This is a genomic window from Glycomyces sp. TRM65418 (genome assembly GCF_019710475.1).
Lineage (GTDB): Bacteria > Actinomycetota > Actinomycetes > Mycobacteriales > Micromonosporaceae > Glycomyces.
This window is the reverse complement of record NZ_JAJFAX010000002.1, coordinates 415,825-431,085: the sequence shown is the minus strand read 5'-3', so window position 1 is coordinate 431,085 and position 15,261 is coordinate 415,825. Positions and strand designations below refer to the sequence as shown.

The following is a 15,261-nucleotide window of genomic DNA, read 5'->3' as shown; positions in this document are numbered from 1 at the left end:
GCGAGCCTCCCGGGAGGCCGCTTTCGGGGGCTAGAGTCGGTACTGCCGCCCGAACGGGCACGACGAGCCTGCGAGCTGTGCACCGCCACAGCGGAAGGAGTCCCCATGCGCCTGTCCGCCCGCGTCGACTACGCGCTGCGAGCCGCCGTGGCCCTCGCCGGTTACGGCGAGCGGTGGGTGTCGGCCGAGCAGATCGCCGAAGACCAGGGGATCCCCCGCAAGTTCCTCGAGTCGATCCTGCTGCAGTTGCGGCGCGGCGGCATCGCGACCTCCAAGCGCGGCTCCGAAGGCGGCCACCAGCTGGCCCGGCCCGGGGACCAGATCAGCCTCGCCGACGTCATCCGCGCCGTCGACGGCCCCCTCGTCGGCGTCCGCGGCGAACGCCCCGAGCAGGTCCCCTACAGCGGCACCGCGACCGCGCTGACGAACGTGTGGATCGCGCTGCGCGTCTCCGAACGCCACATCCTCGAATCGGTGTCCCTCGCGGCCGTCGCGAACGACGACCTCCCGACCTCGGTCACCAAGCTCCTCGAGGACCCTGACGCCTGGGTCATCCGCGGCGCCTGAGGGGGCCGTTGCCGGTCGGTCGGCGGGATCCGGAAGTGGTCGAAACCGGCTCCGTCCCCGGAGAGCGGCCTGAGCGGCGGCTTCGTCCCCCGCTTCTGCAGGAACTCGGTCACGAGCTCGTGGAGCAATGCCGCACGTGAGATGCCACGTACACGGGCCTGCCGGTCGAGCTGCGCCAGCTCTTCGGCGGTCAGCTAGGTCGACGCTTGTTTCATAGTTTGTACGGCATCGACTATGGCCGACTTGCGCTCCGACGAACTTCCGCCCGGGGCCTTTGACAGAATCGTGGGGGTGAAGTTCCCTGACCTGGGGGCGTGGTGGGACCGCGTGCTCCTGGCGTCCCGCAAGCGGTCGAACCTGATCGACCACTCCTGGCGCGCCCAAGAGCGCTACTTCGAGGTCCACGGCGGCCAGCTCGCCGCCGCGATCTCCTACTACGCCTTCTTCGCGGCGTTCTCCATGTCGCTGCTCGGCCTGGCGATCTTCGGCTACCTCCTGAACAGCCCCAACATCTACACGACCGTCGAGACCTGGCTGGAGACCAACCTGCCGGTCATCGACATCGGCGTCCTCGAGAACTCGCGCCAGTCCGTGACGATCTTCGCGGCCGTGGCCCTCGTCGTCGCCGGGGTCGCCTGGGTCCAGTCGGTGCGCGCCGCCATCAGGCTCGTGTGGGGCCTCGACGCGCAGCCGGGCAACCCGTTCCTGCGGTGGGCCATCGACTTCCTGATCCTCATCGGCGTCTCGGTGCTGCTGCTCACCACCATCGGCGCGACCGCCGGCGCCGAATGGGTGCTCGCCTGGTTCGACCTCGACGAGGCCACCGGCAACCTCGCGCTCCTCGTCCGCGCCGTCTCGGTCCTGGTCGGCCTCATCGCCAACGCGCTGCTCGCAATGGTCCTGCTCCAGGCGCTCCCCCGCGTCGTCATGCCGCTGCGGCGGGTCGCGTGGGCGTCCGTGGCCGTCTCGATCGGCGTGGAGCTGCTCAAGACCGCCGGCCGCATCTACGTCCTGCACGTCTCGGACCGGCCCGCCTACCAGGCGGTCACCACCGCGGTCGGCCTGCTCGTGTTCCTCTACCTGTTCAACGTGATGCTGCTGCTGGCCGCCGCGTGGACGGCCACCTCCCTGCGGGGGCGCGCGATCGACCTCTACCAGCGGGCCGCGATCCCCAACGAGTCCAAGCGGCTCTTCGGGTCCGGGTCGCCGTGAACGCGAGCGGCCCGGACTCGTGCGAGTCCGGGCCGCTCCACTATGCGTTCATCCGGGTCAGGCCCTGGCGCAGACCTGGCCGTTCATGAGGAACATGCCCGGGTCGCCCGGGTCGCCCGTGCCCTGGAAGCCGATCTGCTTCGTGTGGCCGGACTTCAACGGGGAGTTCCAGAACGCCGGGTCCGCCCGCATGGCGTCGCCGTCGATCGCGATGTCCCCGCCCCAGGCGTGCGCGACCGTCTCGACCCCGCCGGACTTCCACACCAGGTCCCATTCCCCGATCGGCGCGTCACCGGTGTTGGTCACCTTGATCTGGACCACGAAACCGCGGCCGTGGTCCGAGACCACTCGGTAGGCGACCTCGCAGGACGCGCCGGCGTACGGCGGCGCCTCGGCGTCCCTGGCCGGGCCGGTCGTGGTGATCGCCTCCCACTGCGGGGCCTCCATGTCGTAGCCGAGGAAGAAGCTCGGCCACGGCGGCTGGTTGTACGAGACGTTCTGCCAGGACACCGCCAGGCGGTACTGCGGGTCGTTCATCAGCGTCGGCAGCGCGTGGTCGCTGGCGTGCGTGGTGGTGAACAGGCGCACGCCGTCGTTCGACTCCTTGCGCAGGACCACCTCCTCGCGCCAGTCCCCGAGCAGGTCGCCGGTGATCACCGCGTTGCCCTTGGTGCCGTTGTTCGTGTGCACGCCTTCGGGAGTGAAGATCTCCTCCTGCTGGCCCGTCTCCGGGTCCCATTCGGCGATGAACGGGTGGACCGGCACGTAGTCGGGCTCGTTGAACTCGTGGTCGAAGATCTCGCGACCGAGGTCGCCGTCCCACCACACCATCGAGTTCGCCGACGGGATCGTGTTCCCGATGAGCGTGCCGTCGGCCGCGTGCAGCGCGCCTTCGCGCGAGTCCCACGCGCCCGTGGTGCTCACGGCCCAGCATTCGGCGCCGGCGTGGTTCGGGTCGATGTCGCCGCACGTGCCGCGACCGGTGTCGCGCGTGCCCGGGACCGACCAGAGCACTTCGGCGGTGTCGGCGTCGCGCATCGCCGCGGCCTTGTCGCCCGAGCAGCTCATGCACTCGAACGGGCTGAAGATCTCCAGGCCGTCGTTGGACGGGTCGAAGTCCGAGACGTGCAGCGCGTCGCCGTGGCCGAGGCCCGTCGAGTACAACGGGGTCCCGTCGTCGTTGACCGTCATCGCGCCGAACACGATCTCGTCGCGCCCGTCGGCGTCCACGTCGGCGATGGACATCTGGTGGTTGCCCTGGCCGGCGTACGCACCGCCCCAGCGGTCGGAGCTGAAGTTCCACACCTGCGGCAGGTTGTCGCCGTCCCAGTTCCACGCGGTGATCTCGGACTTGGCGTAGATGCCGCGGTTGGTGATGAGCGAGGGGGTCTTGCCGTCGAGATAGGCCACGGCGGCCATGAGCCGGTCGCCGCGGTTGCCGTAGCAGTCGCCCCATGAGCACATATCGCCGCGCGCGGGCGCGAAGTCCGCGGTCTCCATGGCGGCGCCGGTCTGGCCGTTGAAGATCGTGAGGAACTCGGGGCCCTGGAGGATGCGGCCGTCGGTGCCGCGCCAGTCCGCGTCGGCGTCGCCGATCACCGTGCCCTCGCCGTCGACGGTGCCGTCGGCGGTCTTGAGCGCCACCTCGGCCTTGCCGTCGGAGTCGAGGTCGTAGGCGACCAGCTGCGTGTAGTGCGCCCCGGCCCGGATGTTGACGCCCAGGTCGATGCGCCACAGCCGCTCACCGCTGAGCGTGTACGCGTCCACGTAGACGTTCCCGGTGTAGCCGCTGCGGGAGTTGTCCTTCGCGTTCGACGGGTCCCACTTCTGGACGATCTCGTAGACGCCGTCGCCGTTCAGGTCCGCCACCGTGGCGTCGTTCGGCGAGTACGTGTACTCGACCCCGTCGGGGGTGGTGCCGCCTTCGGGGCGGTCCATGTCGATGTCGATGTACTGCTCGTCCCAGACCTCGAAGGCCTTCGTGAACCCGGTCTCGACGCCCTCGGTCACCGTGCTGATCCAGTACGTCGCGTTCGGGGTGCCGCCCTGGTCGGTGAGGTTCGTCAGCTGCGTCGGCTCCGGCGTGATGAGCCGGCCGTCGCGGTAGACGTTGAACGCCGTGCCCTCGGGGTCGAGGGGGAGGCTGCGCCAGCTGACGAAGTTCCCGCCGTCCACGCTCACGGCGACCGGCGCGCGGTCGAGGTTCTCGACCTGCTCGGCGCAGTCCGCGCACGGCTCGTCGGGGCCGTCGTCGCCCGATCCGGGCGCGTCCCCGATGCGGGTGAGCTCCAGGCCGTTGAAGTGGCCGGTCTGGCCGGAGACGGTGACGGTGAGCTGGCCGTCCTCGACCACGATGCCTTCGAAGTCCTTGGTGAGGATCGACCGGGATCCGGCGTTGGCCGCGCCGTAGTCGACGCCCTCGAACTTGAAGTTCTGCCGCGCCGAACCGACGTAGTCGCCCACGATGACCCGCGCGGAGTACAGGCCGTCTGCCACGTCCACCGCGAAGTCGTAGGAGCCGCCGAACCAGGCCACGAAGTCGCGGCCCACCGGGTCGGCGTCGCCGCCGCGGTCGCGGTCGATCGCGCCGGTCATGTCGGTGGTGAAGCCGTAGCCGCGCTCGGCGGTGTAGGCGGTGCCGCGGTTGACCTCGGCGTATCCGGGGGCGACGGTCTGCGACGCCGGGCCGAAGTCGAACTTGAAGCCCGCGGTCGCGGTGGTCACCGTCAGGGTCGCCGACTTGGCGGACTCGCCCTTGGCGTTGACGCCGGCGACGGCGAACTCGTAGGCCGTGTCCTCGGCGAGGCCCGAGACGCGGCCGACGCCGACGGTGGCGGTGGTGCCGAGGCGCCAGTCGCCGCCGGGTTCACGGACGTAGACGCGATAGATGTCCGCGTCCTCACCGGCGGTCCAGTTGAGGGTGACGCTCGCGTTCGCGACGGTGGCGGCGGTGAGGCCGGTCGGCGCGGCGGGCACGTCGGCCGGCGGTGCGACGTCGACCACGTGCTCGGCGAGCGGGAGGTCGAGCGTGGCGGTCTCCTCGGCGACCAGGCGGGCCATCTGGATGGCGCCGTACTCCTGGAAGTGCGTGTCGTCGGTGGTGCCGTTCGGCCGGTTCGGGTAGACCCCGGCCGGGACGTGCAGGAACACCGACTTGGCCTCTTCGGGGCCGATCTCGTTCAGGTAAGCGCGCGAGGAGGCCGAGAGGTCGACCATCGCGACACCGGTCTCCTCGTGGAGCTCGTAGACCTTCTGGACGTACTCGGGGAAGGAGGTGTTGAACTCGCCGGTCTCGGCGTTGAAGCTGCGGCGGGAGACCGGCGTGACGAGGACGGGGATCGCGCCCTTCTCGACCGCGCCCGCGATGTAGTGGTCCCGCAGGTACGTCTTGTAGTCGTCGGGCGGGGTGTACCGCTCGGGGACCGAGGCGGTGGCGTCGTTGTGCCCGAACTGGACGAACAGGTAGTCGCCCGGCTGGATCTCGTTCAGGATCGCGTCGAGGCGGCCCTGTTCGACGAAGGAGCGCGAGGAGCGCCCGCCGATCGCGTGGTTCGCGACGGTGACGTTCTCGTCGAAGTAGCGGTCGATCACCTGGCCCCATCCGGCCTGCGGCTCCCAGTAGGGGTCGTAGGTCTGGACGGTGGAGTCGGAGGCGAGGTAGACGGTGATGCCGTCGTCCTGGGCCTGGGCGGGGGCGCCCGCGGTGAGCACGCCCGCGAGCGCGGTGGCCCCGGCGGCGGCGACCGCGAGGGCGCGCCGCCATCGAGGAGTTCGAGGTGGAGGAGTCATGGGCCTCATGGTCACTTCCGTAGTGAGAGGAGGGCACTTGCCCGACATACGGATATGAATCGTTTCAATTCCGGGGACGATTGCCGGGCAAGCGGTTTCTACCTAGGGGACCGTACCGAGGAGATCTTGAAAAGTCAATACATGTCGATGTCTTCGGGCGGCGGATCCCCTCGGCGGGGCCTGCCGCCGGCGCGGATGCGAAGCCGCCGCCCGGTTCGGCGCCATCGGACGTGGTCGGCGATCGGCAGCGCGAGGGCCTTGGCGCCCTCGGCGACCAGGCGGGCCGTCTGGTCCGCGCCGTACTCCTGGAAATGCGTGGAGTCGGCCAGGCCGTTCGGGCAGGTCGGGTACTGCCCCGCGGCGAGGTGCATGCAGACGCCCTTCGCGGCCTCCGGCCCGATGCCGTCGAGGTAGGGCCGCGAACGCGCGCCGAGGTCGATCAGGGCCACGCCGGTCTCCCGGACGAGTTCGCGCACCTTGGCCGCATAGGTCGCGAAGGACTCGTTGAACCGCCCGGTGGACGAGTGGTGGTCCAGGCGGTTGACGGGGATGAGCAGCACCGGGATCGCCCCGCGGTCGGTCGCCCCCTTCATGTGGCGGTCCCGCGGGCACCGCTTGCAGTCCTCGGGCGAGGTGTAGCGCTCGGGGTCGCCGGTGCTCGCGTCGTTGTGTCCGAACCGGACGCACAGGTAGTCGTCCGGTCGGATGGCGTCCGGGATCGCGTCGAGGCGGCCCCGCTCGACGAAGGAGCGCGAGGAGCGCCCGCCGATCGCGTGGTTGGCCACGCTCGTGTTCGCGTCGAAGTGGCCGCCGAGCTTCTGGCCCCAGCCGGTCATCGGTTGGGCCGAGGAGTTGACGGCCCCGCGGCCCCGCTGTCACCCGATCGTGTGGCCCCGACCCGGCGGCACCGCCGCTGCAGGCGCGCGGGTCGGGCTCAGGAGCCGGAGACGGGTGTCGGTGATCGCCGCCGATCGGCAGGAGCGGCGCCGCGGCCGCGCCGAGCGGACTCAGGCCGGCAGGAGCGGCGCGAGGCGTTCGGCCGCCGCCTCCAGGTCGAGGCCCTGGGCGGCCACCCAGTCGTCGTCGAAGTAGGTGCCGCCGTAGCGCTGCCCCGAGTCGCACAGCAGCGTCACGATGCTGCCGCCCTCGCCGCGGTCGCGCATCTCGGCGATGATCCCCAGCGCCGCGACGAGGTTCGTGCCCGTCGACCCGCCCAGGCGGCGCCCCAGCCGCTCGGAGGCCCAGCGCAGGCAGTACACGGACTCGGCGTCGTCCACTTTCACCATCCGGTCCACCAGGTCGGGAATGAAGGAGGGCTCGACGCGCAGCCGGCCGATGCCCTCGATGAGCGAACCGCGATCGGCGGTCGCGCCGCCGTCGCGGTCGCGCCATCCGGTGAAGAACGCCGAATGCTCGGGGTCGACCACGCACAGCCGCGTGGCGTGCTTGCGGAACCGCACGTACCGGCCGATGGTCGCCGAGGTGCCGCCGGTACCCGCGCCGACCACGATCCAGGCCGGCACGGGGTGCCGTTCGAGCCGCATCTGCTCGAACACGCTCTCGGCGATGTTGTTGTTCCCCCGCCAGTCGGTGGCCCGCTCGGCGTACGTGAACTGGTCCATGAAGTGCCCGCCGGTCTCGGCGGCGAGGCGCTCGGCGGTCGGGCAGACCTCGCCCGCGTCCCGCACCAGGTGGGCCTTGCCGCCGTAGGACTCGATGAGCGCGATCTTCTCGCGGCTGGTCGACTCGGGCATGACGGCGGTGAACGGCAGCCCGAGCATCCGCGCGAAGTACGCCTCGCTCACGGCGGTCGAGCCGCTGGAGGCCTCGATGACGGGCGTGCCCTCGTCGATCCAGCCGTTGCAGATCGCGTAGAGGAACAGCGAGCGGGCGAGGCGGTGCTTGAGCGAGCCGGTGGGGTGCGTGGACTCGTCCTTGAGGTAGAGGTCCACGCCCCAGGCGGGCGGGAGCGGGAACGGCAGCAGGTGGGTGTCGGCCGAGCGGTTCGCGTCGGCCTCCACAGTGGTGATGGCCCAGTTCACCCAGAGCCGGTCGCGGGTGCGGTCGATCGACTCCATGGTCGGTGTCCTCCTCGGCGGCGCGCGGGCCGTCAGTCCGTCTGATAGGGGACGGGCTGGGGCCGGTCCTCCCATTTGGTCGACAGCGTGATCGTCGTTCGGGTCTGGGCCACCCCGGGAATCGCCCCGAGGCGGTGGATGAGCCGCTCGAGGTCGCCCATCTTCGGCACTCGGACCTTGAGCTGGTAGCACTCGAGGCCCGCGAGGAAGTAGCACGATTCGATCTGCGGGATGGCGCGGAGCCGTTCGCAGATGTCGGTGTGGTCGGCGGAGTTGTCGGGGATGATGCCGATGAGCGCGGTGATGCCGAGGCCGATGGCCTCGGTGTCGATCACGGCCTTGTAACCGGTGATGACGCCGTTCTTCTCGAGTTTGGTCACGCGGTCCTGCACGGAGGGCGCGGTGAGACCGACCCGCCGCGCCAACTCGGCGTACGAAGTACGTCCGTCGGTGCGCAAGAGGTTCACGATGGTCTGGTCGATCTCGTCCACTCGTCGAGGATAACCAGAGTTGCCACTTGCGCCCTGTGCCTACCTCATACCCGGGAACTCCTAGAGCGTCAGATTCAGCTCAGAGCGGCGTTGCCATACGCGTGGTACTTTCAGGCAATACCTACCAGCCGAAAGTATGTCCAAGAACTCATGGCAGGTTTGACTGAATAGTGGTGTAATGGGTTTAACGCACGAAGTGAGTCTTCATCACGGGGAGGAAGAAATCATGGAGACCGAGGACCGCCTACTGACACCCGGCGAAGTCGCCTCGCTGTTCCGCGTCGATCCGAAGACTGTCACACGCTGGGCCGCGGCCGGCAGGATCGGCAGCATTCGCACGCCCGGCGGCCATCGCCGGTTCCGCGAATCCGAGGTCAGGGCACTGCTCGAGGGCGACGCCGGCGCGCAGACCACATTCGAGACCGGGAACGCCCAGCCGTAGACCGAGCCGTCGCCTCGGCGACCGCGAAGCGATCCGCGATCGGGCCTCCTCAGGTGAAGCCCGCAACCGAAAGACCGTCCGGCACAAGCCGGTCCCGCGCAGCGCCCCACGGCCAGAGCCGAGGCAGGACGCGCCCGGTACCGGCTTTTCGCGTGTTCGGGGCCTCAGCCCTTGAACAGGCGCCGCCGGGCGGTTCGACCGACGCCCGTGCCCCCGCCCGAAGTTCGGGCGGGGGCACGGGCGTTCTCGCTGCCCGCGTCCGATGATTTTCTAAAGTGGAGATTGTTTGCACCTTTTTAGGGCAATTGTTCACTTTCTGAAGCCGGATCAATACCGTGAGTCGCCATACATGCCGCCAATGGGAATTTTCCGCATTTTCCGGTCGCGAGACTGTTGACATCACAGTGAGACATCGGCAAACTTCGATCTATAGATTGGGAGCGCTTCCGTGACCACCCGGTACCCGCGGAGGCGCCCCGAGTCCGTCAGCCCGACGGGACGCATCGAGAAGGGCACGAATGCACATGTCACTCAGTCGAAGGAAGCACCGCCGCGTGGGGCTGCTCGCCGCCGCGGCCCTCGCCGCGACGACGGTCAGCGCCGTCGCGGTCAACGCCGCCGGCGCCGAGGAGCACCCCTCCCAGGACCCGGCCGAGATCGCGCAGGCGAAGGTCGACAACCCGTATGCGGGCGCGCAGGTCTACGTCAACCCCGTCTGGTCCGAGAAGGCCGCGGCCGAGCCGGGCGGCGAGGCCATCGCCGACCAGCCCACCGGCGTGTGGCTCGACCGGATCGGCGCCATCGAAGGCAACGACTCCCCCACCACCGGTTCGATGGGCCTGAAGGACCACCTGGACGAGGCCGTCTCGCAGGGGGCGGACGTCATCCAGATCGTCATCTACAACCTGCCCGGCCGCGACTGCGCCGCGCTCGCCTCCAACGGCGAGCTCCCGGCGGACGCCATCGACCGGTACAAGGGCGAGTACATCGACCCGATCGTGGACATCATGGACGACCCGGCTTACGCCGGCCTCCGGATCGTCAACGTCATCGAGATCGACTCGCTCCCGAACCTCATCACCAACGTCGCTCCCCGCGAGACCGCGACCGACAACTGCAACACCATGAAGGCCAACGGCAACTACCAGGACGGCATCTCCTACGCCCTCGCCGAGCTGGGCGCGCTGCCGAACACCTACAACTACATCGACGCCGGCCACCACGGCTGGATCGGCTGGGGCGACACCAATCCCCAGTACGACAACTTCCACGCCTCGGCCGAGCTGTTCGGCTCCCTCATCGGCATGAACGGCGCCACGGCGAGCGACGTGCACGGCTTCATCACCAACACCGCGAACTACTCGGTGCTGGAGGAGCCCTACTGGGAGGTGGACCAGGTCGTCGGCGGCCAGCCGATCAACCAGAACCCTGACGTCAAGTGGGTCGACTGGAACGACTTCAACGGCGAACTCGACTTCGCCCAGGCGTTCCGCGAAGAGCTCGTGTCCAACGGGTTCAACTCGAACATCGGGATGCTGATCGACACCAGCCGCAACGGCTGGGGCGGCGCCGACCGGCCCACCGGTCCCTCGAGCTCGTCCGACCCGGCGACGTTCGTCGACGAGTCGCGGATCGACCGCCGCTACCAGAAGGGCAACTGGTGCAACCAGGCCGGCGCGGGCCTCGGCGAGCGGCCGCAGGCCGCTCCGGAGTCCGGCATCGACGCCTACGTGTGGATCAAGCCCCCGGGCGAGTCGGACGGCTCCTCGGAGTACATCCCCAACCCCGAAGGCAAGGGCTTCGACGAGATGTGCGACCCGGACTACCAGGGCAACATCCGCAACGGCAACAACCCTTCCGGCGCTCGCGGGGACATGCCGATCTCCGGCCACTGGTCCTCGGAGCAGTTCCAGGAGCTGCTGCAGAACGCCTACCCGCCGGTGAACTGACGGGCAGGAACGCTCCTGGAACCCGGCAGCACCGCCAGGAGCCGCTGGCGAACGCCTACCCGCCGGTGAACTGACCGGCCGAGGGGTTCGGCTCCGGCCGTCGCCGCCGTAGGCGGCCCGGCCGTGAGAACCGGGCCTCGGGCGAACCGGCACGTCGCTCACTCCAGGGGGCCGCGCGATCCGCGCGGCCCCCGCCACGCTGACCAGAAATTTTTCCAAGCGCGTTCGAGGAGGCCGCGGGAGCGTTTTCACTGATTCAAGCGCTTGCCGACCGGCCAGGATCCTTCGAAACCGCTAGCCAACGCGGCAGGATGCGCGAAATATCCTGGCGAGCCTCTTGACAGTCCGTCAATATATCGGAGATTATCAATGCACCTCTTGGGAGCGCTTCCCTTGATGGCCACCCGTTCCGGGCCGCCTCGTGCGGCGAACTCGACCCGAAGGACATCGACACATGCAAGTAAATCGAAGGAGAAGGAGGCTCGCCCTCACCAGTGTCGCCGTTGGCGCGCTGGCTGCAGGTGGGCTGACCTTCGCTTCGGCGAACCAGGCACTCGCCGAAGAGGGTTGCGAAGTCGACTACAACATCGTCAGCACCTGGGGCGGCGGCTTCCAGGCCAACGTCGTCATCACCGCCGACGAAGCCATCAACGGATGGGAGGTCAAGTGGAACTTCCCGGCCGGCACCACCGTCTCCAGCGCGTGGAACGTGGGGTGGAGCCAGAGCGGCACCGCCTTCACCGGCAAGGACGTCGGCTGGAACGCGTCGATCGCCTCCGGCCAGAGCCGCGAGGTCTTCGGGTTCATCGGCAACGGCTCCGCCACGGCGCCGACCCAGTTCACCGTGAACGGCGACGTCTGCAACGGACCGAGCGATCCGCCCACGTCGGACGACCCGACCGATGACCCGACCGACGACCCGACGGACCCGCCCGGGGACAAGGTCGACAACCCCTACACGGGCGCACAGGTCTACGTGAACCCGCAGTGGTCCGCCAGGGCCGCGGCGGAGCCGGGGGGCGACGCGGTCGCCGATGAGCCCACCGGCGTGTGGCTCGACCGCACCAGCGCGATCTACGGCAACGACTCGCCGACCACGGGCTCGATGGGCCTGGAGGACCACCTCGACGAGGCCGTCGAGCAGGGCGCCGACGTCATCCAGATCGTCATCTACAACCTGCCCGGCCGCGACTGCGCCGCGCTCGCCTCCAACGGCGAGCTGGCCGCGGGCGAGATCGACAAGTACAAGAACGACTACATCGACCCGATCGTCGAGATCCAGGGCCAGTCCAAGTACGCGGACCTGAAGATCGTCAACGTCATCGAGATCGACTCGCTGCCGAACCTGGTGACCAACGTCTCGCCCCGCGAGACCGCGACCGCCAACTGCGACACGATGAAGGCCAACGGCAACTACGTCGACGGCGTCTCGTACGCGGTCGCCGAGCTGGGCGCGCTGCCGAACACGTACAACTACATCGACGCCGGCCACCACGGCTGGATCGGTTGGGGGGACGTGAACCCGCAGTACGACAACTTCAACGCCTCGGCTGAGCTGTTCGGCTCCCTCATCGGCGAGAACGGCATGACCGCGGACGACGTCCACGGCTTCATCTCCAACACCGCCAACTACTCGGCGCTGGAAGAGCCCTACTGGGAGGTCGACCAGGTCGTCGGCGGCCAGGCGATCAACCAGAACCCGGACGTCAAGTGGGTCGACTGGAACGACTTCAACGGCGAGAAGGACTTCACGGAGGCCTTCCGCGAGGCGCTGATCGACAACGGGTACAACGAGGACATCGGCATGCTGATCGACACCAGCCGCAACGGCTGGGGCGGCGCCGACCGGCCCACCGGTCCCTCGAGCTCGTCCGACCCGTCCACCTTCGTGGACGAGTCGCGGATCGACCAGCGCTACCAGAAGGGCAACTGGTGCAACCAGGCCGGTGCCGGTCTCGGCGAGCGGCCGCAGGCCAACCCCGAGCCCTGGATCGACGCCTACGTGTGGATCAAGCCCCCGGGTGAGTCGGACGGCTCCTCGGAGTACATCCCCAACGACGAGGGCAAGGGCTTCGACGAGATGTGCGACCCGGACTACCAGGGCAACATCCGCAACGGCAACAACCCCTCGGGTGCTCGCGACAACATGCCGATCTCCGGCCACTGGTCCTCGGAGCAGTTCCAGGAGCTGCTGCAGAACGCCTACCCGCCCATCAACTAGGGGCGAGTTCGGGGCCCGGTTCGCCGGGGAGGCGGTGAGCCGGGCCCTTCCAGACCAGATCCTCGGTTCCTTCCGGTGACCGGGCCCCGCGGGACGGCGGGGCCCGGTCGTAACCGTTCATGGACAAGGGCGCGGCCCGGACGATCGATGATCGTCCGGGCCGCGTCGTGCGCTCATTCGGCGAGCGCCGTGCCGAGTCCGCGGATCAGGCTGTCGACGAGGCGTTCGACGGTGTCGTCCGCACGGATCTCCGCGTAGTGCCCGTACACGAAGATCGTCAGCAGCGGGCTGACGAACATCGCCACCGCCAGGTCGAGGTCGAGCCCCGGGTCCATCTCGCCGTGCTCGACCCAGTACGCGAAGGTGTCCTTCACGAACTGGCGCCGCTGCTTCACGAGGCGGTCGTGCTGGCGCTGGAAGTCGGGTTCCTTGATCTCGAGCATCACGCACTTGACGACCTTCTGGTCCCGGGGGCCCAGGTTCCGGCGCATGGCGTTGCCGATGTAGACGAGGTCGTCGCGCAGCGAGATGCGCGGCATCGTCGTCGGGAGCGGGGCCTTCACGCTGTCGATGGCCGCGGCGATGAGCTCCTCCTTGGAGGACCAGCGCCGGTAGATCGAGGCCTTGGAGACCCCGGACCGCTCCGCGATCCCCTCGACGCTCACGTCGCCGATGTTCCCGTGCTCAGCGATGAGATCCAAGGCGGCTTCGAGGATCGACTGGCTGACCGCCTCGCTGCGGGGCCGGCCCTTGGCGGGGGCCGACGCCGCGGCGTCGTCGTGCGCGGTCAGTGCTTCGCTGAGTTCGGGTGGCATGGGTCGATTGTCTCTCAGGCCTCGACGTAGGCCGGTTCGGAGGACTGCCGCGCCTGCGGGGCCTCGGGCTCGCGGGCCTGCCGGCCCGGGAAGAACGCGGCGATGATGATCAGACCGAGCACGCCCACGCCGACCGCGGAGAGGGCGGTGACGTGGAGGGCGTTGACGAACGAGTCGTTCGCCGCCTGCAGCACCGATCCGGCCGCCTCCGGCGGGACCGCGCCGGATTCGAGGGCGCCGTAGGTGGCCGCGTAGGACTCGCGGGCCGTTTCGGGCAGCTGCGGGGCGGTGTCGGAGATCTCGCCGCGGTAGGACTGGGCCATGACGGTGCCGAGCACGGCCACGCCGAGGGCGCCGCCGGTCTGGCGCAGGGTGTTGGCCAGCGCGGACCCGACGCCGGCCTGTTCGCGGGGCACGGAGGACATGAGCGTGTTCATCGCGGGCGGCATGAGGTTGGCCATGCCGGCGCCGGTGATGAAGAACAGCACGATGACGACCCAGACGGGGGTGTCGGCGTCGAAGACGGTGCCGGTGACGGCGAAGTTGGTGATCACCAGGAGCATCGCGACGATGCCGACGGTCTTGGCGCCGAAGCGCTGGACCATGCCGTTCGACAGGGGCGCGAAGATGAGCATGGACGCGCCGAACGGCAGGAAGAGCAGACCCGTCTCCAGCGGCGAGTAGCCCTTGAGCAGCTGGAGGTAGAAGGTCATGAAGAACATCAGGCCCATCATCCCGAAGAAGGTGAGCGTGATGATCGCCGACGAGGCCGAGAAGCGGACGTTCTTGAACAGCTTCATGTCGAGCGAGGCGTAGGAGATGCGCCGCTCCCACAGGACGAAGCCGGTGAGGACGAGGACGCCGAAGGCGATGGTGCCCCAGACTCCGACGCCGGTCCAGGAGCCGGCGTCGCCGGCTTCGATGATGCCGTAGGTGAGGCTGACCAGGCCGAGCATGGACAGGGCCATGCCGACGAAGTCGGGCCGCGGCTTGCCGCCCTGGGACTCGGGGGCGAGGATCACGATCGCGACGATGCCGAAGACGACGATCGGGACGTTGATGAGGAAGACCGAGCCCCACCAGAAGCGCTCGAGGAGCGCGCCGCCGACGATCGGGCCGATGGCGCCGCCGATGCCGACCGCGCCGGTCCAGATGCCCAGGGCCTTGGGGAACTCCTTGGCGGAGAAGACGTTGCGCAGGAGCGAGAGTGTGGACGGCATCATGATGGCCGCGCCGGCGCCCATGAGGGCGCGGTACCAGATGAGCTGGTCGGGCGTGCTGGAGTAGGCCGACAGCAGCGAGGCGATGCCGAAGACGACGAGGCCGATGAGGAGCATGCGCTTGCGGCCGACGCGGTCGCCGATGACGCCCGCCGCGAAGAGCAGGCCGGCGAAGACGAGGGTGTAGGAGTTGATCATCCAGGCGAGGTCGCTCTGGCTGGCGCCGACGCCGACGGGGTCGGGCGCGGCCAGGGTCTTCATGGCGACGTTGAGGACGGTGTTGTCGAGGACGACGACGATGAGGCTGACGACGAGGACGCCGAGGATCGCCCACCGGCGGGGGTGACCTGCGTCCTCGGAGGCCGCCTCCGGGTCTGGGACGGAACGGGTTTCGCTCACAGGGTTTCCGTTTCTCTGCGATCGCGCGGGGCGTGCGGGCGCACGGGCGCGGTGGTGTCGGTTCGCCGCGGAGCCGAC

At 69.0% G+C, this 15,261-nt stretch carries 10 protein-coding genes and 1 pseudogene; 5 read left to right on the top strand and 6 right to left on the bottom strand.

All coding sequences use genetic code 11. The annotated features are described in order from the left end of the window. The first annotated feature begins 105 nt into the window (after window positions 1-105). Window positions 106-567: an Rrf2 family transcriptional regulator gene (locus K3N28_RS06980; protein WP_228091765.1), complete on the top strand. Its 462-nt coding sequence runs from the start codon at window positions 106-108 to the stop codon at window positions 565-567. Between the two features lie 291 nt (window positions 568-858). Then, window positions 859-1,779 (top strand): YihY/virulence factor BrkB family protein, encoded by a 921-nt coding sequence (locus K3N28_RS06975; RefSeq protein ID WP_228091764.1) that lies wholly within the window; start codon window positions 859-861, stop codon window positions 1,777-1,779. A 57-nt stretch (window positions 1,780-1,836) separates the two neighbouring features. Here the strand turns inward: K3N28_RS06975 and K3N28_RS06970 are convergent, their stop codons facing one another. The 4 genes and pseudogenes from K3N28_RS06970 to K3N28_RS06955 all read right to left on the bottom strand — a co-directional run bounded on the left by K3N28_RS06970 (window position 1,837) and on the right by K3N28_RS06955 (window position 8,137). After that, entirely contained in the window at window positions 1,837-5,568 is a 3,732-nt protein-coding gene (locus K3N28_RS06970) for a cellulose binding domain-containing protein (protein WP_228091763.1), read from the bottom strand. 134 nt (window positions 5,569-5,702) lie between these two features. Then, window positions 5,703-6,407 (bottom strand): annotated as a pseudogene (locus tag K3N28_RS06965) (GDSL-type esterase/lipase family protein); the annotation flags it as partial. 168 nt (window positions 6,408-6,575) lie between these two features. Continuing rightward, on the bottom strand, window positions 6,576-7,646 hold the full coding sequence (locus K3N28_RS06960; RefSeq protein ID WP_228091761.1) for a PLP-dependent cysteine synthase family protein: 1,071 nt from the start codon (window positions 7,644-7,646) through the stop codon (window positions 6,576-6,578). A 32-nt stretch (window positions 7,647-7,678) separates the two neighbouring features. Further along, the gene (locus K3N28_RS06955; protein WP_228091760.1) at window positions 7,679-8,137 is read right to left on the bottom strand and encodes an Lrp/AsnC family transcriptional regulator; all 459 of its coding nucleotides are present in this window, start codon (window positions 8,135-8,137) and stop codon (window positions 7,679-7,681) included. A gap of 226 nt (window positions 8,138-8,363) precedes the next feature. On the opposite strand from K3N28_RS06955, the gene K3N28_RS06950 reads away from it, so the two are divergent. From K3N28_RS06950 to K3N28_RS06940, 3 genes are all read left to right on the top strand, one after another. Next, a complete protein-coding gene (locus tag K3N28_RS06950; RefSeq protein WP_228091759.1) occupies window positions 8,364-8,579 on the top strand; it encodes a BldC family transcriptional regulator in 216 nt (71 codons plus the stop codon). A 524-nt stretch (window positions 8,580-9,103) separates the two neighbouring features. Beyond that, entirely contained in the window at window positions 9,104-10,528 is a 1,425-nt protein-coding gene (locus tag K3N28_RS06945; RefSeq protein ID WP_304608696.1) for a glycoside hydrolase family 6 protein, read from the top strand. A 454-nt stretch (window positions 10,529-10,982) separates the two neighbouring features. Further along, window positions 10,983-12,749, top strand: coding sequence for a glycoside hydrolase family 6 protein (locus K3N28_RS06940; RefSeq protein ID WP_304608695.1), 1,767 nt, complete (start codon window positions 10,983-10,985; stop codon window positions 12,747-12,749). Window positions 12,750-12,922: 173 nt separating this feature from the next. On the opposite strand, the gene K3N28_RS06935 is transcribed toward K3N28_RS06940, so the two are convergent. Together K3N28_RS06935 and K3N28_RS06930 are read right to left on the bottom strand one after the other, a co-directional pair. Then, the gene (locus K3N28_RS06935; RefSeq protein ID WP_228091758.1) at window positions 12,923-13,564 is read right to left on the bottom strand and encodes a TetR/AcrR family transcriptional regulator; all 642 of its coding nucleotides are present in this window, start codon (window positions 13,562-13,564) and stop codon (window positions 12,923-12,925) included. A 14-nt stretch (window positions 13,565-13,578) separates the two neighbouring features. Continuing rightward, entirely contained in the window at window positions 13,579-15,183 is a 1,605-nt protein-coding gene (locus K3N28_RS06930) for an MFS transporter (RefSeq protein WP_228091757.1), read from the bottom strand. Between the last annotated feature and the right edge of the window lie 78 nt (window positions 15,184-15,261).

Coding starts and splice junctions, on each gene's coding strand:
- K3N28_RS06980 (WP_228091765.1), top strand. CDS start 106: ATGCGCCTGTCCGCCCGCGTCGACTACGCGCTGCGAGCCGCCGTGGCC.
- K3N28_RS06970 (WP_228091763.1), bottom strand. CDS start 5,568: ATGACTCCTCCACCTCGAACTCCTCGATGGCGGCGCGCCCTCGCGGTC.
- K3N28_RS06960 (WP_228091761.1), bottom strand. CDS start 7,646: ATGGAGTCGATCGACCGCACCCGCGACCGGCTCTGGGTGAACTGGGCC.
- K3N28_RS06950 (WP_228091759.1), top strand. CDS start 8,364: ATGGAGACCGAGGACCGCCTACTGACACCCGGCGAAGTCGCCTCGCTG.
- K3N28_RS06945 (WP_304608696.1), top strand. CDS start 9,104: ATGTCACTCAGTCGAAGGAAGCACCGCCGCGTGGGGCTGCTCGCCGCC.
- K3N28_RS06940 (WP_304608695.1), top strand. CDS start 10,983: ATGCAAGTAAATCGAAGGAGAAGGAGGCTCGCCCTCACCAGTGTCGCC.
- K3N28_RS06935 (WP_228091758.1), bottom strand. CDS start 13,564: ATGCCACCCGAACTCAGCGAAGCACTGACCGCGCACGACGACGCCGCG.